Origin of the sequence: Microbacterium sp. LEMMJ01, from assembly GCF_002114135.1 — a bacterium.
Taxonomy (GTDB): domain Bacteria; phylum Actinomycetota; class Actinomycetes; order Actinomycetales; family Microbacteriaceae; genus Microbacterium.
In genome coordinates, this window is the sequence record NZ_NCTV01000035.1 from 248,645 (window position 1) to 273,803 (window position 25,159).

Here is a 25,159-nt window from a genome sequence, read left to right on the forward strand (position 1 = left end):
ATGGCTTCTGCCGCGCCCGCCCATACCCGCACCGAGACCGATTCGCTGGGGAGCATGGAGATTCCCGCCGACGCGTACTGGGGGATCCACACCGCCCGCGCCGATGCGAACTTCCCGATCACGAAGCGCCCCATCTCGGTCTACCCCGAACTGGTGATCGCCCTCGCGATGGTGAAGCAGGCCAGCGCCAGGGCCAACAAGGAGATCGGCGTCCTCGACGCCGAGCGGGCCGACCTCATCGACCGCGCGGCACAGCGCGTCATCGACGGCGAGTTCCACGACCAGTTCACGGTCGGCGTCATCCAGGGCGGCGCCGGCACGTCGACGAACATGAACGCGAACGAGGTCATCACCAACATCGCGCTCGAGATGGCCGGACGCGAGAAGGGCGACTACGCCTTCCTCTCTCCGATCGACCACACGAACCGCAGCCAGTCGACCAACGACGTCTACCCGACCGCGGTCAAGATCGGCCTCTCGCTGACGCTGCGCTCGCTGCTCGACGAGCTGGACGCCCTGCGCGTGGCCTTCCTCGGCAAGGCGGGGGAGTTCCACGACATCCTCAAGGTCGGCCGCACCCAGCTCCAGGACGCCGTGCCCATGACGCTCGGCCAGGAGTTCCACGGCTTCGCCACGACCCTGGGCGAGGACCACAGCCGCCTCACCGAGAACGCCTCCCTCATGTTCGAGATCAACATGGGCGCGACCGCGATCGGCACCGGCATCACGACCCACCCCGACTACGCGCCCGCCGTGCTGAAGCACCTGCGCGAGATCACCGGACTCGACCTGGAGACGGCCACCGACCTCGTCGAGTCCACGAGCGACACGGGCGCCTTCATGTCGTTCTCCTCGTCGCTCAAGCGGAACGCCATCAAGCTCTCGAAGATCTGCAACGACCTGCGCCTGCTGTCGTCGGGTCCGCAGGCGGGCCTCGGCGAGATCAATCTGCCCGCACGCCAGGCCGGCTCGAGCATCATGCCGGGCAAGGTCAACCCGGTGATCCCGGAGGTCGTGAACCAGGTGGCGTTCGCGGTCGTCGGCGCCGACATGACCGTGACCATGGCCGTCGAGGGCGGTCAGCTCCAGCTCAACGCCTTCGAGCCCGTCATCGCGCACTCGATCTTCCAGTCGATCACCTGGATGCGTCAGGCCATGTGGACGCTGCGCGTGAACTGCGTCGAGGGCATCACCGCGAACCGCGACCGTCTGGGCGCGATGGTCGGCGCGTCGGTCGGCGTCATCACGGCGCTCACGCCCTTCATCGGCTACGCGGCGGCCGCCGCCCTGGCCAAGACGGCCCTGCTGACCAACCGCAACGTCGCCGACCTGGTGGTCGAGGCCGGACTCATGTCCCGCGACGAGGTCACCAAGCAGCTGTCTCCCGCCCGTCTGTCGGGCCTGGAGGCGGTCACGGCGGCCATCCCGATCGTCACCCCCGACGACCTCATCCAGATCTGAGCGTCGACCGGATACGCGAAGGGGACGGGAGCTCGCAGCTCCCGTTCCCTTCGCGTATCCGGTCAGTCGAGGATGCGGCAGTGCGTCGTGAGCTCGCCGATGCCGTCGATGCCGACCGTGACGGTCGAGCGGTCGCGGAGGAAGATCTGCGGGTCGCGCGAGTAGCCGGCGCCGCCGGGGCTGCCCGTGGAGATCAGGGTGCCGGGGAGCAGGGTGAGCGACTGGGAGAGGTGGGCGATGAGCTTCGCCACCGAGCGCACCATCTGATCGGTGCTGGCGTCCTGCACGGTGTGTCCGTCCACCACGGTCCAGATGTGGAGGTCCTGCGGGTCGGCGATCTCGTCGGCGGTCACCGCGAACGGGCCGGTGGGGGTGAAGCCGTCGAACGACTTGCAGCGGGACCACTGCGCCTCGGAGAACTGGATGTTCCGTGCGGTGATGTCGTTGACCACCGTGTATCCCCACACGTGCGTCAGGGCGTCCGCCTCCGGCACGTCCTTCGCGGGCGTGCCGATGAGCACGCCCAGCTCGGCCTCGTAGTCGACGGCCTCGCTGAGGCTCCGGGGCCAGGACGTGGTCTGGTCGTGACCGGTCAGCGAGTTCGGCCACAGCGTGAACACGGTCGGCGCGGCGTCGGTCTTGAGCCCGAGCTCGCTGGAGTGCGCGGCGTAGTTGAGACCGACGGCGAGCACGGCCGGCGGCGCGATCACGGCGGAGGCGAACCCCCAGCCGGTCAGCGGGTGGCGCGGGGCCGTGCTGTCGCGCAGGGCGGCGCGGAGCTCGTCGAGTCCGGCGTCTCCTCGCTCGATCAGCTGCTGCAGGGTGGCAGGCGCGTCGGACAGGAGATCGGAGACGAGGATGGCGTCCGAGCCCTCCACCACGGCGAGAACCGCCTGGGAGGAGTCTGGACGGCGCAGGTGAGCGAACCGCATGGTTCTACGCTACCGGGTGCGTGCGGCCGGTCGGGTGGAGGAAGCCCCCAGAGCCCGGCGCGGATGCTTGTGCCCCATAAGCTTTGAGCATGACCTTCGGAGGACCGTCCGACCCCCAGCAGCCCGCCCGGTACACGCCGCCGTCCGCGCCGCCCGCGCAGCCGAGTGCGTACTCCGCCGCGCAGTACGCACAGTCGCCGTATCTGCCGCCGACGTTCGGACAGCAGCCGGGCTATGCGTCGGCCCTCGCGCAGCCGACGCCCTACACGCCACCGGCTCCCGTCGCGCCGTCGCCCGCCGAGTCGCTGCCGGCTCTCCCGGTGCCGAACAAGAAGGGCCGGACGATCTCGCTGTGGCTGTTCGGCTTCCTCGGGTTCCTCCTCCTGGCGCTCATCGGCTACTTCGGCTGGGCGCTCGGACCGACCGCCTCGGTGATCGGGCTCGTCCTGGCGTTGATCCCGCTCACGATCGTCTTCCTCGGGGTGCGCATGATCGACCGGTGGGAGCCGGAGCCCAAGCGTCTCGTGGCGTTCGCCATCGCCTGGGGTGCCGTGGCCGCGGTCGGCCTCACGCTCCTCGTCGACATCGGCCTCACGATGCTGTTCGACATCCGCTCCGAGGAGTTCTCCGCGGTGATCCAGGCGCCCATCGTCGAGGAGTTCTGGAAGGGCCTCGGGGTCTTCCTCATCTTCCTGCTTGCGCGGCGCTCCTTCGACGGTCCGGTGGACGGCGTCGTCTACGGGGCGCTCGTCGGCGCGGGCTTCGCGTTCACCGAGAACATCCAGTACTTCGCGATCAGCCTGATCGAAGGCGGCGGCGAGCAGCTCGGCGTCACCTTCATCGTGCGAGCGGTGCTGTCGCCGTTCGCCCACGCGATGTTCACCTCGCTGACCGGGTTCGCGATCGGCCTCGTGGCTCGCCGGCACGCCTCCGCGGGAGCGGCCGCCGGCGCGGGCCTGCTTGGCATGGTCGGGGCGATCCTCCTGCACGGCCTGTGGAACGGCTCGGCCACCTTCGCCGACTTCTTCGGGCTCTACTTCACCCTGCAGGTGCCGCTGTTCATCGGCTTCATCCTCGGGATCGTCGCGCTGCGGCGAGAGGAGGCGCGGCTCACGCGGGCGCGCCTGGCCGAGTACGCGGCCGCCGGCTGGTTCACGCCGGAGGAGGTCACGATGCTCGCCACGCCCGCCGGGCGCAAGGTCGGGCTGGCGTGGGCGGCGCAGCTGCGCGGCGACCGCCGGCCGCTGATGCGTGAGTTCATCAAGGACGCGACGGCTCTGGCGGCGGTTCGCCAGCGGGCGATCACCGGTCGCGACCCGCTCGCGGTCGAGGACGAGCGTGCCCTGCTGATCCGCACGAGGGCGGCACGCGCCGCGCTGCTGGCCTACTGAGGGACCGCTCCGGACAGACTCAGCGCCCGGTGCTGCGGCGATGCCTGCATGTCTCCCGGGCGCTGAGTTGATCTGCCACCAGGGTGCACCCGGCCCCGGGGATGTGTCAAGGGTCTCCGCGACGGGCGGCCACGGCGGCTCGACGAGGTGTTCGCTGTGAGCAGGTGCGGTCGCGTTGACCGCGCGCGCGGCGGTCGGGTTGGATGGAGCCATGACTGATCGCACAAAGCCCGAGTTCGACGCCCCGACCGGTCCTGCCCCCGCAGAACTGGTCATCCGCGACATCATCGAGGGTGACGGTGCCGAGGCCAAGCCCGGCGACACCGTGACCGTCCACTACGCCGGCGTGGAGTTCGAGTCCGGCGAGGAGTTCGACTCGTCGTGGGGTCGCGGGGAGACCATCCAGTTCCCGCTCCGCGGCCTGATCCAGGGCTGGCAGGACGGCATCCCCGGCATGAAGGTCGGCGGCCGCCGCGAGCTGATCATCCCGCCGCACCTCGCCTATGGCCCGGCCGGGGGAGGGCACTTCCTCTCCGGCAAGACGCTGATCTTCATCATCGATCTCGTCGCCGTCGGCTGACATCCTCGTTCGGAAGCGCCCCGCACCCTGTGGTGCGGGGCGCTTTCGATGTCTCCGGACTTTCTGCTCGACACGGGAATACATGCGAGTGAATGTATGTTGTCGGAAGGGTGCCGCGGACGATCGCGGTGCCATCCCTTCGCCGCCGCCGCGGCCGACGTCTCCTGAGGAGCAATCATGAGCAGCATCGACATCCCCGGTTACCGCCCCGGCACCTGGGTCCTGGACCCGTCCCACAGCGAGGTGACCTTCAGCGTCCGCCACATGATGATCTCGAAGGTGCGCGGCACCTTCGGTGTGAAGAGCGCGACGCTCGTGGCTCCGGAGAACCCGCTCGACGCCAAGGTCGAGGCCTCGGTCGACGTGACCTCCGTCGACACGAAGGACGAGGGCCGTGACCAGCACCTCCGCTCCGCCGACTTCTTCGACACCGAGAACTTCCCGACCATGGACTTCGTCTCGACCGGCGCGCGCGTCGAGGGCGGCGACTTCCTCGTGGACGGCGACCTCACCATCCGCGGCATCACCAAGCCCGTCACGTTCGAGCTCGACTTCGGCGGCTTCGGCAGCGACCCGTGGGGCAACTACAAGGCCGGTGCCTCCGCCAAGACGGTCATCAACCGCGAGGACTTCGGCCTCACCTGGAACGCCGCGCTGGAGACCGGCGGCGTGCTCGTCGGCAAGGACGTCACGATCACGCTCGACCTCCAGGGTGCGCTGCAGCAGGACTGACGCGCGCAGACCTCTGAGAACCCCGGGCCCGTCAGGGCTCGGGGTTCTCTGCGTCGTAGGCGCGGAACCGCGGGTGCCGACGGGCGAGGAGGGCGACGAGCACGATCACGAGGATGCCGCCGAGCAGCGGGGGGAACCACAGCGACGTCAGCGTCGCGATGGTCCCGGCGTAGAGGGCGCCGACGCGGGGGCCGCCGGTCACCACGACGACGAAGAGCCCCTGCAGGCGTCCGCGCATGGCGTCGGGTACCGCGGCCTGCATCATGGTGTTCCGATAGATCGAGCTGATATTGTCCGAGGCGCCGGAGAGCGCGAGCGCCACGCAGGCGGCGACGATGAGCAGGACGTGCGGCCGGCCCTCACCGGCGGGCGTCGCGGAGAAGGCGCCGATCAGGAGGACGACGCCGAAAAGAGCGATCGCGGCACCGTAGGCCTCGATGGCACGGGCGATCCCACGACCGTGCCACCGGTACTGCACCACGCGGCCGGAGAACAGGCTCGAGGAGAAGGTGCCGACGGCGACCGCCGCCGTGAGGATGCCGGTCGTGAACGCCCCGCCGCCGAGGATCACGGTGCCCAGCGCCGGGAAGAGCACGAGCGGCTGCCCGAAGGTCATCGCGATGATGTCCATGACGTACTGCATCCGGATGTTGCCCGCCCGGCGGAGGAAGCGCCAGCCGTCGACGAGTGAGGCGAGACCGGGGCGCACGGTGTCGCCTTCGGGGCGCAGGGCGGGGAGGGTCCACAGTCCGAGGAACATCGACAGCATGAGCACGACGTCGATCGTGTACGTCCAGCCGTACCCGGTGAGGGCCACGAGGAGTCCGGCCAGCGCGGGGCCGGCCATGACCGTGAGCCCGAAGGCGACGCCGTTGAGCGCGGACGCGGCGGCGAGCATGCGGCGGGGGATGAGTCGGGGGACGATCGCCGTCCGGGTGGCCATGCCGACCGAATTCGCCGCCGAGTTCACGATGCTCAGCGCGTACAGCCACCAGATCGTCTCCGTCCCCGTCCACGTGAGCGCGGCGAGGAGCGCGGTGGAGGCGAACGTCACGGTGGCCGCGATCAGTGCGACCCGCCGGCGGTCGAACGCGTCGGCGAGCATGCCGCCGTACAGACCGGCGAGGATCATCGGGAGGAGACCGGCGACGGCGATCATCGAGACGGCGAACGTGCTCTCGGTCAGTTCGAACACGTGCAGCATCACGGTCACGATGGTGAGCTGACCGCCGATGCCGGCGAGCGTCGAGCCGATCCACATCCGGGCGAAGGCCGGGCTCGCCTTCAGCGGGGTGAGGTCGATCAGATGGCCGCGTCGGGAGCTCACAGGGCGATCTTCTTCTGCACATCCCGAGCCTAGTTGACCGGTGCGCTTCGCTCCGGACCCCGTGTCCCGCCGTGGTCGTTCGGGCTGGTAGACTCGTCAGGTTGCCGTTCGATCGGCCGCGGATAAAGAGAGCTCACGCATCAGGCGTCGGGCGCCGCGCAACAAGCAGAGAGGGGATCGAATCTATGGCACTGGAAGCAGACGTCAAGAAGGCGATCATCGAAGAGTACGCGACGCACCCCGGTGACACCGGATCCCCCGAGGTGCAGGCCGCGATGCTGACGCAGCGCATCAAGGACCTCACCGAGCACCTGAAGGAGCACAAGCACGACCACCACTCGCGTCGTGGTCTGTTCCTGCTCGTGGGTCAGCGCCGTCGTCTGCTCGGCTACCTCCAGAGCGTCGACATCGAGCGGTACCGCTCGCTGATCGCACGCCTTGGTCTTCGCCGATAAGGCACCACGGACCCAGCGTTCAATCGCGCAGAACATTCTTGAGAAGGCCGCCCCACGGTGTGGGGCGGCCTTCGTCATGTCCGGACGGTGTGGATCCGCTCAGGCGGTCGCCTGCACCAGGTCTGGGTGGTGGATGGCCGCCACGTCGGGGTGCGCCCGCAGGCGGGACTTCATGGCGTTCTCGCCGTAGGTCGCGTGGATCGGATTGCTCGGGTCCTCGGTGACTCCGGTGGCCTCGGCGGCGAGGTCGGCGGGGAGCTCGAGCAACGGCAGTTGCTGGTCGAGGGCGGGGTTGAAGAAGAACGGGATCGAGATGCGCTCCTCGGGCGCCCGCGGCGAGATCACCCGGTGGTTCGTCGCCTTGAGGTAGCCGCCGGTGGCGTACTCGAGCAGCTCGCCGATGTTGACGACGAAGGCGCCGGGAACCGGGGGAGCCGACACCCACTCACCGTCACGCTCGACCTGGAGCCCGCCCTTGCCGGGCTCGACCCAGAGCAGCGTCAGCACCCCGGAGTCCTTGTGCGCGCCGACGCCCTGCTGCGGTTCCGGCTCGTTCGTGCCCGGGTACCGCACGATCTTGATCAGGGTGGACGGATCGCGGAACGTCTCGTCGAAGTAGGTCTCCTCGGCCCCGAGAGTGAGGGCCCAGGCGCGCAGGAGCTTGCGGGCGATCTCCGTCAGGGCGTCGTGCCACTCGGTGACGACCTGCTTCAGCTCGGGCTGGGCGGCCGGCCAGAGGTTGGGGCCGATGAGGCGGTTGAAGGCGGGGCCGCCGTCCACCGGCTCGCGCTCGGGGCCGATGTCGATCTGCTCGCGCCAGTCGACCTTGCCCTGCGTCCGTTCCCCGCCGATCCGGGTGTAGCCGCGGAAGTGCGGGCTGTTGACGTTCTCGATCGCGAGCTTGTCCTCCTCCGGCAGGGCGAAGAAGTCGAGGGCCGCCTGGTGCAGCCGCGCCTCGAGTTCCGGTGAGATCCCGGTGCCGGTGAGATAGAAGAAGCCGACGTCGTGAGTGGCCGCGCGGAGGTCGTCGCGGAAGCGCGCCGCGGCCTCGGGGCCGTCGTCGAGCTGGGACAGGTCGAGGATGGGGAGCGAGAGTTCAGCCATGGACCGAGGCTATGTCGGGGATGTGGCCGGAGGACGCTCTGTTGCACTCCATTACCTCCGGCGGTGGTGTCGGGGCGGCGCCGGTCGCGGTGCTAGAGTCTCGGTGGTAAGGGATGCCTTACCTCAGTCGTCAGTCAGAGAGTGTCTCCCGTGCTCGCCACCTTCCTCATCGGACTCCGCGAGGGTCTCGAAGCCGCGCTCGTCGTCGGCATCCTCGTCGCCTACCTCCGCCGTCTCGGTCGCCGGGACGCGCTGCCGAAGATGTGGGCCGGGGTCGGTCTCGCGATCGCCCTCGCTCTGGGCATCGGCGCGATCCTGACCTTCGGGGCCTACGAACTGACCTTCCAGGCGCAGGAGCTGATCGGCGGCGGGTTGTCCCTCGTCGCGGTGGCGATGGTGACGTGGATGATCTTCTGGATGCAGCGCGCCGGCCGCACCATGAAGGCGACTCTGGAGGGCGGCATCGATCGCGCGCTGACGGTGGGTGGTCTCTGGGCGCTCATCGCGATCGGCTTCGTCTCCGTCGCCCGCGAGGGGATCGAGACCACGCTGCTGCTGTGGTCGATGGTGCAGTCCTTCGGCGACGCCCCCTCGGCCCTCGTCGGCGCGCTCCTGGGACTCTCCGTGGCCGTCGTGCTCGGCTGGCTCATCTCCCGCGGGGCGCTGCGCCTGGACCTGCGCCGCTTCTTCGCCTGGACGGGCGGCTTCCTCGTGATCGTCGCGGCCGGCGTCCTCGCCTACGCGCTGATGGATCTGCAGGAGGCGGGCGCCCTTCCTGGCCCGTTCACCGCCGCCGCTCCGCTCGACCCGGTCACCGGCGCCGTCGCCGTGGGCGCGGCCGGCTTCCCGTTCGGCTGGGCGTTCGACGTGTCGGCGGCGATCGCTCCCGGCGGCGCGCTGGCCTCCGTCCTGCAGGCCACGGTCGGCTTCATGCCCGCCATGACCTGGCTGCAGGTGCTCGCCTGGGGTCTCTACATCCTCGTCGTGGGCGGGCTCTACCTCCGCGGCCTGCGCTCGGCACGCCCTTCGACGCGCGGCGCCTCCGCCGCCACCCCGACGTCCTCCCTCACACAGCAAGGAGCAGCATGATCACCTCGCACCGGGTCCTCGCCGCGGCAGCCGCCGCGGGTACCGCCGTCCTCCTCCTCAGCGGCTGCGTCGCGAAGAGCGATGCCCAGGCGACGGCGGCGTTCGACGTCTCATCCACCGCCACGGACTGCGCCGTCTCCGCGTCCACCGCGAAGAGCGGGACGCTGACGTTCGATGTGACGAACGACACCGACCAGGTCTCCGAGTTCTACCTGCTGGCCGAGGACGGACTGCGGATCGTCGGCGAGGTCGAGAACATCGCCCCGGCCGCGTCCCGCACCCTCACGGTGGTCGCCCAGCCGGGCGAGTACTTCACGCTCTGCAAGCCGGGCATGGTCGGCGACGGTGTCGGCCGGGCGTCGTTCACGGTGACCGGAGACCGCGTGGCGGTGGACGGCCCCGACGCCGAGCAGAAGCAGAAGGCCGTCGATCTCTACGGGGCGTTCGTGAAGGATCAGGTCGGGCAGCTCGTGCCGGCCGTGGAAGACCTCGTGGCCGCCTACGAGTCCGGCGACGACGAGACCGCCCGCACGCTCTTCCCGCAGACGAGGGCGTTCTACGAGCGCATCGAGCCCGTCGCCGAGGCGCTTGGAGACCTCGACCCGCGGATCGACTACCGAGAGGTCGATGCGGTGGCAGAGGGCCTGGACTGGACCGGCTTCCACCGCATCGAGAAGGACCTCTGGGTGCCGGCGAAGGACGCGCTGAACGCCGACGGAGAGACCCCGGCATGGCAGGACTGGGCGCCGTCCACGCCCGCGGAGCGCGCCGATTACGGCGACCTGCTCCTGGCCGACGTGCAGGAGCTGTACGACTACGTGCACTCGGGCGACTTCACCACCGCGCTGGACGACCAGGGGATCGGCGGCATCTCGAACGGCGCGATCGCGCTGCTCGACGAGGTGGCCACCGGCAAGATCTCCGGGGAGGAGGACTGGTGGTCCGGCACGGATCTCTTCGACTTCGCCGCGAACGTCGAGGGCTCCAAGATGGCCTTCTCGCTGGTGCAGGACTTCGCCGCGGCGCAGGGCGACGACGGCGAGGCCCTCGTCTCCGAGATCGAGACCGGATACACCGCCCTCGAGGAGTCCCTCGCCGCGCACGGCTCGCTCGCCGAGGGCTTCGTGGGGTACGGCGAGCTGACCGAAGCCGACAAGCGCGAGTTCACCGACCTCATCAACGCGCTCGCCGAGCCGCTCTCGCAGCTCACCGGCACGGTGCTCGACTGACGGCGGCACACGGAGGAGCACGGACGTGAACGAGTCGGAATCCGTCGCCCGGGAGGCGCCGGCGGCCCTGCCGTCGGAGCCCTCCGGCGGCGGTCTCAGCCGCCGCGGGCTACTCGGGCTGGCCGTCGGCGGTGGTGTCGCCGGCCTGGCCGTCGGGCTGGGGGCCGGGACGGCCGGAGGCATGGCGCTCGGGCGTGCGCGTGCCGCCGAGGACGCCGAGTCGCGGTACGAGTTCTTCGGCGCGCACCAGGCCGGCATCACGACGCCGGTGCAGGACCACCTGCACTTCGCGAGCTTCGACATGATGCCCCGCACCGATCGGGACGACCTCATCTCCCTGTTGCAGGACTGGTCGTACGCCGCGGCGCGGATGACGCAGGGGCTGGAGGTGAGTGCGAGCGGCGCGGTGAACGGTCCCGCCGAAGCGCCCCCGGATGACACGGGGGAGGCGCTGGGGCTCCCCGCCGCGGGCCTGACCCTCACGTTCGGGTTCGGTCCGGGGCTGTTCGAGAACGAGGACGGCGATCGCTACGGTCTCGCCGCTCGGCGTCCGTCCGGCCTCGAACGGCTCCCCGCCTTCCTCGGGGACGACCTCGATCCGGCGGCGTCGCACGGCGACCTGTGCATCCAGGCCTGCGCCGACGACCCCCAGGTCGCTGTGCACGCGATCCGCAACCTCAGCCGCATCGCGTTCGGGCGGGCCCGCCTGCGCTGGTCGCAGCTCGGATTCGGCAAGACCTCGCGCACGACGGCAAGTCAGGCCACGCCCCGGAACCTCTTCGGCTTCAAGGACGGCACGGCCAACATCCTCGCCGACGACACCGCGGCGCTCGCCGAGCACGTCTGGGTCGCCGAGGGTGACGAGCCGTCCTGGATGGCCGGCGGTTCGTATCTGGTCGCCCGGAAGATCGCCATGCTCATCGAGACCTGGGACCGGGTGCGCCTGGCCGAGCAGGACACGATCATCGGACGGGACAAGGGGGTCGGGGCACCGCTCTCCGGAGGCGACGAGTTCACGGCCCCCGACTTCCGCGACACGGAGATCGATGAGAACAGTCACGTCCGGCTCGCGCATCCGGAGCAGAACGACGGCATCCGCATCCTGCGCCGCGGGTACAACTACGTCGACGGCAACAACGCCCTGGGACGACTCGACGCCGGGCTGTTCTTCCTGTCCTACCAGCGTGATCCCGCCCAGTTCATCAGCCTGCAGCGCCGCCTGTCGACCGACCGACTCAACGAGTACATCCGTCACGTGGGCTCGGGCATCTGGGCCATCCCGCCGGGAGCGCGACCGGGTTCGTACGTGGGGGCGGAGCTGTTCGCCTGAGCAGACTCAGCCGGCGACGACGTCTTCGAGGACGGCGACGGCGTCCGCGGCGAACGCATCCGCTCCGGCGTGATCGTGAGCGGTCACCGTCACCACCGCGTCGCCGAAGAACAGCAGCAGCTGGCCGTGGGCTCCGTGCAGCCGCCACGCCCGCCCCGGACCCTGCCAGCCCGCGAGCGCATAGCGGTCATAGCCAGGGTTGACGCCCGCGACGACGCCGTCCTCGTGCATGGCGTCGATCCACTCCGGGGCGACGAGTCGACGTCCCTGCCAGGAGCCGCGATCACGGATGAGCAGCCCCAGGCGCGCGACCTCCTCGGTGCGGAGCGGCAGGCCGCCACCCGCCTCGATGCGTCCGTTCGGGCAGCGGGACCACGTCACGTCGTCGATGCCGAGCGGGGCGAAGAGGCGCGTCGAGAGGTAGTCGCCGACGTCGCCCACGCGGGTCGCGAGGGCGGTCATCGCGGTATAGGTGCTCGCGTTGGAGTACTGGAACACACGCCCGCGCGACGGCCGTCGCAGGAACTCGCGGGCCAGATCCGGCCAGTCCGTCATCAGCGTCTCGGACCACGGCAGGTCGATGCCGCTCGACATCGACAGCAGATGACGCAGGGTGACGCGAGCGACGCCCTCGCCGAGTTCGTGCTCCGGCAGGAGGGTGGCGACGGTGTCGTCCAGGCCGATCAGTCCGTCGTCGGCGGCGAGGGCGGCCGCAAGCACGCAGACGCCCTTCGCGATCGAGTGCACGTCCTCACGGACGTCGGGCGTCCAGCGGTGATCCGCGGTGTCGTCGCCGATGCGCACGTGGAGCCCGTGCGCGGCGAACCCCTGGGAGTCGGCGATGGCGACGAGCCGGTCCCGGACCTCGGACGCGGGGTGGGCGGCTGTCATCGCGGACGCCGGGAGCCGGTCGGATCGTTGCGGCGACCTTCCCGCGACGCGAGCTCGGGATCGGCGAACAGCCACCGCGGCCGCGGCTCCACGAGCGGACGGAACACCCGTCGCACGGGCTTGGTCGCGAGCAGCAGTGCGAGGACCACCGAGAGCGCCGTGACCGCAGGGAGCCAGAACCAGGTCGGCTCGAGGTCGCGCAGCACGCCGCTCTCGCGGAACGGGTAGAGCACGAAGGAGTGCAGGAGGTAGACGTACATCGTGTACTGACCGAACGTGGTCCACCAGTACGCGCCGCGGGGGATGAGGGCGAAGAAGGCGGCGCACAGCACGACCGCGAGCAGCATGAGCAGGATGCGGATGCCGCCGGCCCACCACTGGTCGCCGACGAGGTCGACGTAGGAATCCTCGTAGAACAGCCAGTGCCGCAGGTCGACCGCCTGCCACAGCGGCAGCCAGTTCCACGCCGCCCATCCGGCCGTGCCGAGGACGACGAGCGCGAGGACGCGGCTCCACCACGGGCGGACGTCGAGGAGGCGGAGGCGGTCGACGACGTTCTTCTCCCGGAGCCACCAGCCCAGGGTGAAGAACGGCAGCAGGCCCAGGGTCCGGGAGAGTGAGAACGTGCTGTCGACGTTCGGCAGATAGCCGGCGCCGATGGAGATCACGATCGTCCACAGCAGCGGCCAGCGCAGGAGCGCGAGGTAGGGGAGGACGAGACGGAAGATCCCGAGCGCGAGCAGGAACCAGAGCGTCCAGCTGGGCTGCGTCGGGTTCGGGGTGGTCTCTCCCTCCACGAGCCACTTCGTGAGCGTCCAGAGCGCCTCGAAGATGACGTAGGGGAGGATGATGTCGGTGATGACGCGGGCCATCTGCGTCCGGGTGGGGGAGCCCGACTTGGAGAAGTAGCCCGAGATGATGGCGAACGCCGGCATGTGGAACGCGTAGAGCGCCAGATAGAAGGCGAAGGCGATGTCCGAGTCGTAGCTGAGGCGCTGGATGGCATGGCCCAGCACGACGAGGACGATGCAGGCGTAGCGGGCGTTGTCCCAGAAGGGCACGCGGCGGCGTCTGCGGGGAACCGGTCCGGTGCTGGGTCCTGTGGTGCCGACCCCGGTGGTGCTCATTCTCCGAGGCTACCGGTCGGGAATAAAGTTGCCGTGCACGCGTTGACCCAATTACATTCAAATGAATAGAACCGGATGTCCGGCATCCGATTCGGAGAACACGGAGCAATCATGAGCGAGCAGTCAGGCGCGCAGGCGATGCAGTTCGGCATCATGTCGGTCAGCGACATCACCCGCGACCCCACCACGGGAGTCACCCCCAGCGAGCAGGAGCGGATCAAGGCGACGCTGGCCATCGCCACGCACGCCGAGGAGGTGGGCCTCGACGTCTTCGCCATCGGCGAGCACCACAACCCGCCCTTCTGGTCGTCGAGTCCCACGACATTCCTCGCCGCGCTCGCCGCCCAGACGGAACGCCTCATCGTCTCGACCTCGACGACGCTGATCACGACGAACGACCCGGTGCGCATCGCCGAGGAGTACGCGATGCTGCAGCACGTCTCGGACGGCCGGATGGACCTCATGCTGGGCCGCGGCAACACCGGCCCGGTGTACCCGTGGTTCGGGCAGGACATCCGTCAGGGCCTTCCGCTCGCGATCGAGAACTACGCGCTGCTGCACAAGCTGTGGCGCGAGGACGTCGTCGACTGGGAGGGCAAGTTCCGCACGCCGCTGCAGGGCTTCACCTCCACGCCCCGTCCGCTCGACGGCATCGCCCCGTTCGTGTGGCACGGTTCGATCCGCACCCCGGAGATCGCGGAGCAGGCCGCGTACTACGGCGACGGCTTCTTCGCGAACAACATCTTCTGGCCGAAGGAGCACTACCAGCGGCTCATCGAGCTGTACCGTCAGCGCTTCGAGCACTACGGCCACGGCACGCGCGAGCAGGCGATCGTCGGTCTCGGCGGCCAGGTGTTCATGGCCGCGAAGTCGCAGGACGCGGTGAACCAGTTCCGCCCGTACTTCGACAACGCGCCCGTCTACGGTCACGGCCCCAGCATGGAGGACTTCACCGAGATGACCCCGCTGACCGTGGGATCACCGCAGCAGGTGATCGACCGGTACGCGGCGATGCGCGAGCACTACGGCGACTACCAGCGCCAGCTGTTCCTCATCGACCACGCGGGTCTGCCGCTGAAGACGGTCCTCGAGCAGCTCGACATCCTCGGCTCCGAGGTCGTGCCGGTGCTCCGCAAGGAGCTCGCGAAGGACCGCCCGTCCACGGTGCCCGACGCGCCGACCCACGCCGCGCGCGTGCAGGCGACGTACGGCGACGGGCCCACCCGGCAGGCGCGCCCCGGTGCGAACCGCGGAGACAACCTCACCGGGGACTCGCCCTACCAGGACACGCCGGCGCCCGCGGGAGCCGCCTTCGGACTCGGCCGGAAGGAGGCCTGACATGACCACGCGTCGCATCGCCGTCGTCTCGGCGGGGCTGTCCAACCCCTCGTCCACCCGGATGCTCGCCGACCGGCTGGCCGCGGAGACCGTGAAGGCGCTCGCGGAGCGCGACATCGAGGCCACCGTCGACGTGATCGAGCTGCGCGACCACGCGCACGACATCACGAACAACATGCTCACCGGCTTCGCGCCCCCGGCGCTCGAGACGGCGATCAACACCGTCGTCTCGGCCGACGCGCTGATCGCGGTCACCCCGATCTTCTCGACGAGCTACTCGGGGCTGTTCAAGTCGTTCATCGACGTGCTCGACCCGGACGCGCTCACCGGGAAGCCGGTGCTGATCGGAGCGAACGCGGGAACGCCACGGCACTCCCTCGCGATCGACTACGCGATCCGTCCGCTGTTCGCCTACCTGCATGCCGAGGCCGTCTCGACGGGCGTCTTCGCGGCGTCGAGCGACTGGGGCGGCGCGGGGGACGACGTCGCGCCGCTGGCGAAGCGGGTCGAGAAGGGAGCGAGGGAACTCGCCGAGGCGGTCGCACGCCGGGATGCCGCCGCGGTCGTCGACCCGTACGACCCCGCCACCTACCTGGGTGAGGGACGCTCCTTCGGTCACATGCTCGGCGGTCTCGCCGGGGAGTGACCGGAACGGCCGCCCGACAGCGACGTGCCCCGTGCCTTCCGGCGCGGGGCACGTTCGTGTCTGCGGAGGGGGATGCGGGAGCAGGAGACCGGCTCCCGCATCCTCGCGGTCAACCGCTCTTGCGTCGGAACTCGCGCCGCGTCTGCGGGGCGTGGGCGGCGTGCACGGCGGAATCGCCGTCGAGGTGAGCCTCGCCCTGCCGGTGGTGCGCGTTCTTCTTCTCGAGCGCTTCCTTGAACTTGCGCTTCATGTCCTCGGAGGAGGAGCCGGCGCCTTCTTCGGTGCTCATGCTCCCGAGCCTAGAGCACGGCCGGACGAGCGGCGAGGGTCGCCGCGTCGGTCGCGACCGACCCCGAGGCGGTGAGCGGGAACCAGAGCGCGGATAGCCGGTGACCCGTTATCCAGCATCCGGTGAACATCCGGTGCCCGACGCCGATTCCCCTCGGCGGGGACGGGGAGCGCCGCCATCCTGAGGGTGTGAGAGTCGCGATCGTCACCGAGTCCTTCCTTCCGCACATGAACGGTGTGACCGGATCCGTGATGCAGATCCTCCGTCACCTGGAGCGCCGAGGGCATGACTCCTGTGTGCTCGCTCCGGCCGCGATCGGAATGCCGGCGGAGCTGCACGGCGCGCCTGTCACCGCGATTCCCAGCGTCCCGCTCCCGGGGTACCGGGACGTCCGGGTGGGCGCGGCGACCATTCGGAGGATCGGCGCGGAGCTCGATCGCTTCCGTCCCGACGTCGTCCACCTGGCGTCGCCGTTCGCGCTCGGGTGGCGGGGCCTGCTCGCCGCAGAACGCGGGGGTGTCGGAACGGTCGCGGCGTACCAGACCGACGTGGCCGCCTATACGGAGAGATATCGCGTCGCGGCGACGACCGGGATCGCCCATGCCCACATCGCCCGACTGCACAGGAGGGCCACTCTCACGCTCGCGCCGTCCACCGAGTCGGCACAGCAGCTGAGCCGGCTCGGCATCGACCGCATCCGGCCCTGGGGGCGGGGTGTCGACGCCGAGCTCTTCCACCCCTCGCGGCGCAGCGACGCGCTCCGGGCCGAGTGGGGAGCCGAGACCGTCATCGGCTACGTCGGACGCCTCGCCCCCGAGAAGCAGGTGGAGGATCTCGCCGCGCTGCACGGCATCCCCTGCACGCGTCTCGTCATCATCGGAGACGGCCCCCGGAGGGAGCGGCTGCAGGAGCAGCTTCCCGACGCCCTCTTCCTCGGGCGGCTCGACGGGGAGGCGCTCGCGGCGGCGCTGGCCTCCTTCGACGTCTTCGTGCATCCGGGGGAGAGCGAGACCTTCGGGCAGACACTCCAGGAGGCCCATGCGAGCGGTGTCCCCGTGGTCGCCACAGGCAGAGGAGGCCCGCTCGACCTCGTCCGGCCCGGCGTCGACGGGTGGCTCTACCGACCAGGAGACCTCGCAGACCTCCGCCGTCGCGTGACCGATCTCGCCGGAGACGAGCGCCGGCGTCGGGCGTTCGGGGAGGCGGGCTGGATCGCGGTGCAGGGCCGGAGCTGGGCGCACCTCGGAGATCAGCTCCTGGATCATTTCGAGGAGGCGCGGACGCTGCATGCCGTGGACCGTCGTCTGCGCGCTCGCCGCCTCGTCCGGCCGGAGCCGGCCCTGCCGGCCCCCGCGCGCCGCTGGCGGCGGATCGTCGCCCTCGGCGACTCGGTGACCGAGGGTCTCTGCGATCCCGGACCCGACGGGGCGCTCCGCGGGTGGGCGGACCGGCTCGCGCTGCTCCTCGCCGCGCGGGGAGGCCTCCACTACGCGAACCTCGCGATCCGGTCGAAGCGGGTGTCCGACGTGTGCGGACCGCAGCTGGAGCGGGCGCGCGAACTCCGCCCCGACCTGGTCACCGTCCTGGTGGGTGCCAACGATCTCGTGAGGCACCGGGTCGACGTGCCCGCGCTCGCCGCGAGCCTGGAGACCGCGGTGCGGCGGCTGCGCGCGACCGGTGCCGACGTGATCCTGGTCACGCCGTTCCTGCCCGCCCGTCGAGCGGCGGCGCTGTACGCGCGGCGCTTCTCCGCTTTCGCCACGGCGCTCGCCGGGGTCGCTGCGCGGACCGGTGCGATCCTCATCGACACCGATCTGCTCCCGGCGCTGGGGGAGCGACAGCACTGGGGCGAGGACCTCGTGCATCTCGGCAGTCGGGGGCACCGCGTGCTCGCCTATCGCGTCGCGGAGGTGCTCGGGGTACCGCACGCCGATGCGCTGGGAGCGCTGGATGCGGCGTTGCACGAGAACGAGCCGATCGGACGAGCGGCCTGGTGGCGGCAGTACGCGCTCCCGTGGGTGTGGCGACGACTGCACGGCCGCGCCGCGGGAGACGGGCGTCGGGCGAAGCACGACGACTACGTCTACCTCGGGCGCTCCACCGTGCCGCAGGACGCCAGTGTGGTCTGACGGGCGCGAGGCCTCAGCGTCGCCCCATCCCGTGGTAGGTCCAGCCGGCAGCCCGCCAGGCGTCGGCGTCCAGACAGTTCCGCCCGTCGATCACGATGCGGCCCCGCACGAGCCCGCCGGCGTGCTGCGGATGGAGCTCCCGGCGGTACTCGTCCCACTCCGTGACGACGACGACCGCATCCGCGTCCCGCAGGGCCTCGTCCCTGGACGAGGCGTACCCGAGCTGCGGATGCCGTGCGCGGGCGTTCTCGATCGCCGCGGGGTCGGTCACCACGACATCGGCGCCCAGTCCGCGCAGCCGCACGGCCACCTCCAGGGCGGGGGAATCGCGGACGTCGTCGCTGAAGGGCTTGAAGGCCGCGCCGAGGACGGCGATCCTCCTCCCGAAGACGAGGCCGCCGAGCGCATCCACCACGAGGCGCACCGCCCGATCCCGTCGGCGGAGGTTGATGGCGTCCACCTCGTGGAGGAACCCGACGGCCTCCCCGCGTCCGAGCTCCTCGGCGCGCGCCGCGAACGCGCGGATGTCCTTGGGCAGGCAGCCGCCCCCGAACCCGATCCCCGAGCCGAGGTAGCGGCGGCCGATGCGCGAGTCGTGTCCGAGTGCTTCGGCGAGGAGGGTGACGTCCGCTCCGGCCGCCTCGGCGATCTCGGCCATGGCGTTGATGAACGAGATCTTCGTCGCGAGGAACGCGTTGGCGGCACCCTTCACGAGCTCAGCGGTGGCGAGGTCGGTGACGAGGAAGGGCGCGCCCGCGTCGATCGCCGCGGCGTACACGCGGCGGAGCAGGTCGACGGCGGCGACGCCCTGCCGGGTGTCCTCGGCCCCGACCACCAGACGGTCGGGCCGGAGGGTGTCGTGGACGGCCCAGCCCTCCCGGAGGAACTCGGGGTTCCAGGCGAGCGTCGCGCCGGTCTCCGCGATCCGACGGGCGAGACGGGCGGCGGTGCCCACGGGCACCGTCGACTTCCCGGCCACCACCGCCCCCGGTCGCAGGTGCGGGAGCAGCCCGTCGATCGCCGCGTCGACGAAGCGGAGGTCGGCTGCGGGCCCGGAGGCGGACTGCGGGGTGCCGACCGCGAGGAAGTGCACCTCCGCCCCGGCAGCGGCCGCCGGATCCGCGGCGAAGCGCAACCGCCCTGACCGCACTCCCTCCTCGAGGAGCTCGGCGAGGCCCGGCTCGAAGAAGGGCGCGGCACCCGCGGTGAGGTCGGCGACCTTGCCCTCGTCCACGTCGATCCCCACGACATCGTGACCGAGCGAGGCCATCGCCGCGGCGTGCACCGCTCCCAGATACCCGCATCCGATCACTGACATCCGCATGCGCTCAGCACAGCCGAGCCGTCTCTCGCTCCGGCGCACGCGCGGTGAACACCGGGTGACGGTCGGGTGTCGGGACCGGGTCGCGCGTGGAGCCCTCGGGTCTTCGGGCACACGCTGGTAGTGTGGTCGAGGGTGACCCCGGTCATCCGATAACTTCACATCGACTCATGGAGCGATCGGCGGAGAAGCTGGTCCCCTGTGGTGGGTTCCTCGGCGCAGGTCGGGTGGCTTTCTACTGGTGGCCAGCGCAGGCGAGATTCGCGGGAATGCCCGCGCGCCCGAACCCTTCCGTTCCGCTCCTTTGAACACGCTCGCGCGTCACACGGATTCGCGAGTCTAAACAAAGAAGGAGAGACCTCTTGGAAGGTCCTGAAATCACCGCCACCGAGGCCGTTCTCGACAACGGCCGCTTCGGCACCCGCACCATCCGCTTCGAGACCGGCCGCCTCGCGCAGCAGGCTCAGGGCGCCGTCGCCGCCTACCTGGACGGCGAGACCATGCTCCTGTCGGCCACGAGCGCGGGCAAGCACCCGCGTGAGGGCTTCGACTTCTTCCCGCTGACGGTCGACGTCGAGGAGCGCTCCTACGCCGCCGGCAAGATCCCCGGCTCGTTCTTCCGTCGTGAGGGTCGTCCCTCGACCGAGGCGATCCTGGTCTGCCGTCTGATCGACCGCCCGCTGCGCCCGTCGTTCGTCGACGGCCTGCGCAACGAGGTCCAGATCGTCATCACGGTCCTCTCGATCGCGCCGGGCGAGTTCTACGACGCCCTCGCGATCAACGCCGCGTCCGCGTCGACCCAGATCTCGGGTCTGCCGTTCTCGGGTCCCGTCGCCGGTGTGCGCCTCGCGTTCATCCCCGGTCACGGTCAGCACGAGGACCAGTGGGTCGCGTTCCCGACCGCCGAGCAGGTCTCCGAGGCCGTGTTCGACCTCATCGTCGCCGGCCGCGTGGTCACCAAGGCCGACGGCTCCGAGGACGTCGCGATCATGATGGTCGAGGCCGAGGCGACCGAGGGCAGCTGGAACCTGATCAAGGCCGGCGCCACCAAGCCCGACGAGACCATCGTGGCCCAGGGCCTCGAGGCCTCGAAGCCGTTCATCGCCCAGCTCGTCAAGGCCCAGGCCGAGCTCGCCGCCACCGCGTCGAAGGAGCCGGGCGTGTACCCGGTCTTCCCCGCGTACAGCGACGAGGTCTACGACTTCGTGTCCGAGCGCGCGTTCGCCGAGCTGAGCGACGTCTACCAGATCGCCGACAAGACCGAGCGCCAGAACGCCGACGACGCGATCAAGGACCGCGTCAAGGCCGAGCTCATCGAGGCCACCGAGGCGGGCTCGCTCCCGGCTGCGGCCCCGCTGGAGTTCTCCGCGGCGTACAAGTCCGTCACGAAGAAGATCGTGCGTGGTCGCATCCTCACCGAGGGCACCCGCATCGACGGCCGCGGGCTGGCGGACATCCGTCCGCTCGACGCCGAGGTGCAGGTCATCCCGCGCGTGCACGGCTCCGCGATCTTCCAGCGCGGCGAGACCCAGATCATGGGTGTCACCACGCTGAACATGCTCAAGATGGAGCAGCAGATCGACTCGCTGTCGCCCACGACCAGCAAGCGCTACATGCACCACTACAACTTCCCGCCCTACTCGACCGGTGAGACCGGCCGCGTGGGTTCGCCGAAGCGTCGCGAGATCGGGCACGGCTTCCTCGCCGAGCGCGCTCTGGTGCCGGTTCTGCCGAGCCGCGAGGAGTTCCCGTACGCGATCCGTCAGGTGTCCGAGGCGCTGAGCTCCAACGGCTCCACCTCGATGGGCTCCGTCTGCGCGTCGACCCTCTCGCTCCTCAACGCGGGTGTGCCGCTGCGCGCCCCCGTCGCCGGCATCGCGATGGGCCTCGTCTCCGACGAGGTCAACGGGGAGACCCGGTACGCGGCGCTGACCGACATCCTGGGTGCGGAGGACGCGCTCGGTGACATGGACTTCAAGGTCGCCGGCACGAGCGAGTTCGTCACCGCCATCCAGCTCGACACGAAGCTCGACGGCATCCCGTCGTCGGTGCTCGCGGGCGCGCTGACCCAGGCCAAGGACGCTCGTCTGACGATCCTCAACGTCCTGAACGCCGCGATCGACGCTCCCGACGAGATGGCACCCACCGCGCCACGCGTCATCAGCGTCCAGATCCCGGTCGACAAGATCGGCGAGCTGATCGGCCCGAAGGGCAAGACGATCAACGCGATCCAGGACGAGACCGGTGCGCAGATCTCCATCGAGGAGGACGGCACCGTCTACATCGGCGCGACCGACGGCCCCTCGGCCGAGGCCGCCCGTGCCCAGGTCAACGCGATCGCCAACCCGACCAACCCGGAGGTCGGCGAGCAGTTCCTCGGCACCGTCGTGAAGATCGCCACCTTCGGCGCCTTCATCTCGCTGCTGCCGGGCAAGGACGGTCTGCTGCACGTCACCGAGGTGCGCAAGCTCGCCGGTGGCAAGCGTGTGGAGAACGTCGAGGACGTGCTCTCCGTCGGCCAGAAGATCCTCGTGAAGATCACGAAGATCGACGACCGCGGCAAGCTGTCGCTCGAGCCCGTGCTCGACGATGCGCCCGCTGCGGACGAGACTCCGGCCGAGGACGCCGCCGAGTAAGACAACGGATGACACGGAACCCGGGTCTCTCCGTCGGAGGGGCCCGGGTTCCGTCGTCTGTGCCGTGATCGAAACGTTATGGGAAGTTTGCGCGCCGTTCCCCGGATTGGTCGGGACGTTCGCGCACGTCGCATACCCTCGAAGTACGCACCGGGGGGTGCCAGCGAAGCAGTGATGTCGATCGGCTGCGGCCGATCACGGCGGGGGTGAGAGTATGCGGTTGTTCAGCGTAGGCGCAGGAACACCTGCTGAACGCGCCCCGCAGGAGCACGAGGACCACCCGTCCGCCCCCATCCCGATCGTCGGGCCCGGCGTGGGGGAGTCCATCCGCGCCGCCCTCGGCGAGACCGGGTACGAGACGTTCCCGCTGATGCTCGGCGCCGCGGAGTTCGGATGGAACGTCGATCTCGAGACGAGCCACGGCATCCTCGACCGCTACGTGGAGTTCGGCGGCAACGCCATCCATACCGCGGACGGGTTCTCCGGCGGGCGGAGCGAGCATATCCTCGGGCAGTGGCTGCGGTCGCGGGACCAGCGCGAGCGGGTGGTCCTGAGCGTGCGCATCGGAGCGCACGCCGACAACCCCGGCCTGGGATCGGTCAACCTCGTCCGTGCCGTCGAGGGGTCGCTGACCCGGCTCGGCGTCGAGCGCATCGACGTGCTGTACCTGGACGCCACGCTGGATGCGACGACCAACCTCGAAGACACCCTGGCCACGGTCGAGTGGCTCGTCGAGGCGGGGAAGATCGGGGCGCTCGGCGCGTACGGCTTCACGCCGGAGAGGCTCGTCGAGGCGCGGATCCTCGCGTCGGCGGGATATCCGCGCATCACGGTCATCGACACGCCGTACAACCTCGTCCGTCGGCAGCCGTTCGAGGGCGACCTGCGGCTCGTCGCCGGCGCGCAGAACCTCGCCGTGACGCCGTCCCACGCGCTGGAGCACGGATTCCTGTCCGGCCGTCACCGGACGAAGGCGGTCGCGTCACGAGGCGTCCGCGGCGAGCAGCTCCGGGGTCACCTCAACCGCCGAGGGACCAAGGTGCTGCGTGCGCTGGATCAGGTCGCGGCGGAGCTTGCCGTGCCTGTCGCGGCCGTGTCCATCGCGTGGCTGCTCGCGCAGCGCACGGTCGCCGCGCCGATCGTGAACACGTTCGCGACCGACCACGTCGACGAGCTCATGCAGGGCGCGGGCGTGACGCTGTCCCGGGTACAGGTCGCCGACCTCACCCGCGCGGGCGCCTGAGCTCGCGGCGCCCGTGACATAGGGTGGAAGAGGAAGACCGGCGGATGCTGGCGACGAGGCGAGCGAGCGAGTTGTGACGCACTACATATATCTGGTCAGACACGGTGAACATCAGGATGCCGAGCACGGCCTCGCCGACGGACCCCTCTCCCCGCGCGGTCAGCGGCAGGCGGAGCTCATCGCGGATCGCCTGTCCGGCCTCCCGCTCGACGCCGTCTGGCATTCGCCGCTCCTCCGCGCCGCGGAGACGGCGCGAGCGATCGCCGGCCGACTCCCGTCCGTGGATCCGGAGCCCTCCGCTCTGCTCTTCGACTGCGTGCCGACGGGGATGACGGAGGAGACGCCGGCCGTGTTCGAGCCCTTCTTCGGCTCCGTGACCGAGGCGGAGATCGAGGCGGGCCGCGCGCAGATGTCCGATGCCGTCAACGAGTTCCTCGTGCGGAAGACCGGCGACGTGCACGAGGTGCTCATCACCCACAACTTCGTGATCTCGTGGTTCGTGCGCGAGGTGCTCGCCGCACCGGACTGGCGCTGGATGACCCTGAACCAGTCGCACTGCGGGTTGACGGTGATCGCGCAGAAGCAGGGACGGCCATGGACCCTGCTCACGCACAACGACACCGGCCATCTTCCGATGGAGCTGCGGACGGGCATCCCGGACGCGCTGCTGGTCTGATCGACGCCTCCGCGCGCCGCGACCCCCGGCCGACGCCCGGAAATAGACTGGACGCATGACCACGAAGGTAGCCCTCGTCGGCGGGACCGGAAAGCTCGGGACGATCATCGCTGCGGTGATCGAGGAGCTCGAGGGCTTCGAGGTGAGCCGGGTCCTGACGTCGGCGAGCGACCTTTCGGAGCTCGCGGGCGCCGACCTCGTGATCGATGCCTCAACCCCGCAGGTCAGCATCGACGTGGTGCGCACGGCCGTGGAGCACGGGCTCAACATCCTCGTGGCCACCTCCGGCTGGTCGGCGGAGCGGATCGCCCTCGTCCGGCCGCTCGTCGAAGCCGCCGACACGGGAGCGGTGTTCATCCCGAACTTCTCCCTCGGCTCCGTTCTCGGCTCGGCCCTCGCGGCGGCCGCCGCGCCCTACTTCGGCTCGGTCGAGATCGTCGAGGCACACCGGGAGACGAAGGTGGACTCGCCCAGCGGGACTGCCGTCCGCACGGCGGAGCTCATCGCCGCCGCGCGCGCGACGCAGGGTCCGGTGAGTGCGCCGCATGCCGATCAGCGCGCCCGAGGTCAGCAGGTCGGCAGCGTGCCCATCCACTCGCTCCGCCGCCCCGGGGTGATCGCCAAGCAGGAGGTGATCCTGTCCGGTCCGGGGGAGTCGCTGACCTTCACGCATGACACCACCGACCCGGGCCTGGCGTATGCGCCGGGGATTCGCCTGGCCGTGCCCTATGCGGCCACCGCCACCGGCGTCGTGGTGGGCCTGGAGAACATGCTCGACATCGGCATCCGCTCGTGATGTCGCGGATCGGGGTCGGGCTGATGGCCGCGGCCCTCCTGCTCTACCTCGTGGTGGCGGGCTGGCTCGCCGTCATGTTCCTCGCCGTGGGCACGCCTGTCTCCATCGGGATGGGCATCACGCTCCTCGTGCTCGCACCCGTGGGCGGGTGGGCGCTGGTGCGCGAGATGCTCTTCGGGTTCGGTGCCGACCGTCTGGGACGCCTGCTCGACGCCGAGGGCGGCATGCCGCCCGTGGAGACCGAGCTCACGCCCAGCGGACGCATCGCCCGCAAGGATGCCGACGCGCTCGTCGCGCGCTACACGGCGGAGGCGGAGGCGGCGCCCACCGACTGGCGGGCGCGCTATCGCCTCGGCGTCGTGCAGGACGCGGCGGGACGCCGCAAGGACGCCAGGGCGAGCATCCGACAGGCGATCAGCCTCTCCCGCGCCTGAGGT

At 70.2% G+C, this 25,159-nt stretch carries 23 protein-coding genes; 16 read left to right on the top strand and 7 right to left on the bottom strand.

Features of this window, described 5'->3' with window-relative positions; all coding sequences use genetic code 11:
- Entirely contained in the window at window positions 1-1,461 is a 1,461-nt protein-coding gene (locus tag B7W94_RS14460; RefSeq protein WP_025103193.1) for an aspartate ammonia-lyase, read from the top strand.
- Between the two features lie 62 nt (window positions 1,462-1,523).
- On the opposite strand, the gene B7W94_RS14465 is transcribed toward B7W94_RS14460, so the two are convergent.
- A complete protein-coding gene (locus tag B7W94_RS14465) occupies window positions 1,524-2,393 on the bottom strand; it encodes a fumarylacetoacetate hydrolase family protein (protein WP_025103194.1) in 870 nt (289 codons plus the stop codon).
- A gap of 89 nt (window positions 2,394-2,482) precedes the next feature.
- On the opposite strand from B7W94_RS14465, the gene B7W94_RS14470 reads away from it, so the two are divergent.
- The 3 genes from B7W94_RS14470 (at window position 2,483) to B7W94_RS14480 (ending at window position 5,096) form a co-directional block, all read left to right on the top strand.
- A complete protein-coding gene (locus B7W94_RS14470; protein ID WP_025103195.1) occupies window positions 2,483-3,784 on the top strand; it encodes a PrsW family intramembrane metalloprotease in 1,302 nt (433 codons plus the stop codon).
- Window positions 3,785-3,995: 211 nt separating this feature from the next.
- Entirely contained in the window at window positions 3,996-4,364 is a 369-nt protein-coding gene (locus B7W94_RS14475; protein ID WP_025103196.1) for an FKBP-type peptidyl-prolyl cis-trans isomerase, read from the top strand.
- A 177-nt stretch (window positions 4,365-4,541) separates the two neighbouring features.
- Complete coding sequence (locus tag B7W94_RS14480; RefSeq protein WP_025103197.1) at window positions 4,542-5,096, top strand: YceI family protein; 555 nt, start codon at window positions 4,542-4,544, stop codon at window positions 5,094-5,096.
- 31 nt (window positions 5,097-5,127) lie between these two features.
- Here the strand turns inward: B7W94_RS14480 and B7W94_RS14485 are convergent, their stop codons facing one another.
- Window positions 5,128-6,423, bottom strand: coding sequence for an MFS transporter (locus tag B7W94_RS14485; protein WP_085607306.1), 1,296 nt, complete (start codon window positions 6,421-6,423; stop codon window positions 5,128-5,130).
- A 185-nt stretch (window positions 6,424-6,608) separates the two neighbouring features.
- Here B7W94_RS14485 and rpsO point away from each other — a divergent pair, with 185 nt between their 5' ends.
- Window positions 6,609-6,878 (top strand): 30S ribosomal protein S15, encoded by a 270-nt coding sequence (rpsO, locus tag B7W94_RS14490; RefSeq protein WP_017203073.1) that lies wholly within the window; start codon window positions 6,609-6,611, stop codon window positions 6,876-6,878.
- Between the two features lie 99 nt (window positions 6,879-6,977).
- Here rpsO and B7W94_RS14495 read toward each other — a convergent pair whose 3' ends face one another.
- The gene (locus B7W94_RS14495) at window positions 6,978-7,982 is read right to left on the bottom strand and encodes an isopenicillin N synthase family dioxygenase (RefSeq protein WP_062634929.1); all 1,005 of its coding nucleotides are present in this window, start codon (window positions 7,980-7,982) and stop codon (window positions 6,978-6,980) included.
- A gap of 150 nt (window positions 7,983-8,132) precedes the next feature.
- Between B7W94_RS14495 and efeU the strand changes: the two genes are divergently transcribed.
- The 3 genes from efeU (at window position 8,133) to efeB (ending at window position 11,630) form a co-directional block, all read left to right on the top strand.
- Window positions 8,133-9,071 carry an iron uptake transporter permease EfeU gene (gene efeU, locus B7W94_RS14500; protein ID WP_025103200.1) on the top strand — a complete coding sequence of 313 codons (939 nt, stop codon included), beginning with the start codon at window positions 8,133-8,135 and terminating at the stop codon, window positions 9,069-9,071.
- Window positions 9,068-10,300 carry an iron uptake system protein EfeO gene (gene efeO, locus B7W94_RS14505; protein WP_085607308.1) on the top strand — a complete coding sequence of 411 codons (1,233 nt, stop codon included), beginning with the start codon at window positions 9,068-9,070 and terminating at the stop codon, window positions 10,298-10,300. Before efeU ends, efeO begins: the two co-directional genes overlap by 4 nt.
- A gap of 67 nt (window positions 10,301-10,367) precedes the next feature.
- Window positions 10,368-11,630, top strand: coding sequence for an iron uptake transporter deferrochelatase/peroxidase subunit (efeB, locus tag B7W94_RS14510; protein WP_441338632.1), 1,263 nt, complete (start codon window positions 10,368-10,370; stop codon window positions 11,628-11,630).
- Window positions 11,631-11,636: 6 nt separating this feature from the next.
- On the opposite strand, the gene B7W94_RS14515 is transcribed toward efeB, so the two are convergent.
- Window positions 11,637-12,521 (bottom strand): serine hydrolase domain-containing protein, encoded by an 885-nt coding sequence (locus B7W94_RS14515; protein ID WP_085607312.1) that lies wholly within the window; start codon window positions 12,519-12,521, stop codon window positions 11,637-11,639.
- Window positions 12,518-13,648 carry an acyltransferase family protein gene (locus B7W94_RS14520; RefSeq protein ID WP_025103204.1) on the bottom strand — a complete coding sequence of 377 codons (1,131 nt, stop codon included), beginning with the start codon at window positions 13,646-13,648 and terminating at the stop codon, window positions 12,518-12,520. Before B7W94_RS14520 ends, B7W94_RS14515 begins: the two co-directional genes overlap by 4 nt.
- Before the next feature lie 111 nt (window positions 13,649-13,759).
- Here B7W94_RS14520 and B7W94_RS14525 point away from each other — a divergent pair, with 111 nt between their 5' ends.
- Both B7W94_RS14525 and B7W94_RS14530 read left to right on the top strand, forming a co-directional pair.
- A complete protein-coding gene (locus B7W94_RS14525) occupies window positions 13,760-14,986 on the top strand; it encodes an LLM class flavin-dependent oxidoreductase (protein WP_025103205.1) in 1,227 nt (408 codons plus the stop codon).
- 1 nt (window position 14,987) lies between these two features.
- Entirely contained in the window at window positions 14,988-15,632 is a 645-nt protein-coding gene (locus tag B7W94_RS14530; protein WP_025103206.1) for an FMN reductase, read from the top strand.
- A 109-nt stretch (window positions 15,633-15,741) separates the two neighbouring features.
- Here B7W94_RS14530 and B7W94_RS14535 read toward each other — a convergent pair whose 3' ends face one another.
- Window positions 15,742-15,921 carry a DUF5302 domain-containing protein gene (locus B7W94_RS14535; protein WP_025103207.1) on the bottom strand — a complete coding sequence of 60 codons (180 nt, stop codon included), beginning with the start codon at window positions 15,919-15,921 and terminating at the stop codon, window positions 15,742-15,744.
- Window positions 15,922-16,109: 188 nt separating this feature from the next.
- On the opposite strand from B7W94_RS14535, the gene B7W94_RS14540 reads away from it, so the two are divergent.
- Complete coding sequence (locus B7W94_RS14540; RefSeq protein ID WP_085607314.1) at window positions 16,110-18,050, top strand: GDSL-type esterase/lipase family protein; 1,941 nt, start codon at window positions 16,110-16,112, stop codon at window positions 18,048-18,050.
- Between the two features lie 13 nt (window positions 18,051-18,063).
- Here B7W94_RS14540 and B7W94_RS14545 read toward each other — a convergent pair whose 3' ends face one another.
- The gene (locus B7W94_RS14545) at window positions 18,064-19,374 is read right to left on the bottom strand and encodes a UDP-glucose dehydrogenase family protein (RefSeq protein WP_085607316.1); all 1,311 of its coding nucleotides are present in this window, start codon (window positions 19,372-19,374) and stop codon (window positions 18,064-18,066) included.
- A 359-nt stretch (window positions 19,375-19,733) separates the two neighbouring features.
- Here B7W94_RS14545 and B7W94_RS14550 point away from each other — a divergent pair, with 359 nt between their 5' ends.
- From B7W94_RS14550 to B7W94_RS14570, 5 genes are all read left to right on the top strand, one after another.
- Window positions 19,734-22,007 carry a polyribonucleotide nucleotidyltransferase gene (locus tag B7W94_RS14550; RefSeq protein WP_062634912.1) on the top strand — a complete coding sequence of 758 codons (2,274 nt, stop codon included), beginning with the start codon at window positions 19,734-19,736 and terminating at the stop codon, window positions 22,005-22,007.
- Between the two features lie 214 nt (window positions 22,008-22,221).
- Window positions 22,222-23,250 (top strand): aldo/keto reductase, encoded by a 1,029-nt coding sequence (locus B7W94_RS14555; protein WP_025103211.1) that lies wholly within the window; start codon window positions 22,222-22,224, stop codon window positions 23,248-23,250.
- Between the two features lie 73 nt (window positions 23,251-23,323).
- Window positions 23,324-23,926 carry a histidine phosphatase family protein gene (locus tag B7W94_RS14560; protein WP_025103212.1) on the top strand — a complete coding sequence of 201 codons (603 nt, stop codon included), beginning with the start codon at window positions 23,324-23,326 and terminating at the stop codon, window positions 23,924-23,926.
- Between the two features lie 55 nt (window positions 23,927-23,981).
- Window positions 23,982-24,722 carry a 4-hydroxy-tetrahydrodipicolinate reductase gene (gene dapB, locus B7W94_RS14565; protein WP_025103213.1) on the top strand — a complete coding sequence of 247 codons (741 nt, stop codon included), beginning with the start codon at window positions 23,982-23,984 and terminating at the stop codon, window positions 24,720-24,722.
- On the top strand, window positions 24,722-25,156 hold the full coding sequence (locus B7W94_RS14570; RefSeq protein ID WP_082749918.1) for a hypothetical protein: 435 nt from the start codon (window positions 24,722-24,724) through the stop codon (window positions 25,154-25,156). The genes dapB and B7W94_RS14570 overlap by 1 nt, the downstream gene beginning before the upstream one ends.
- Window positions 25,157-25,159 lie beyond the last annotated feature (3 nt).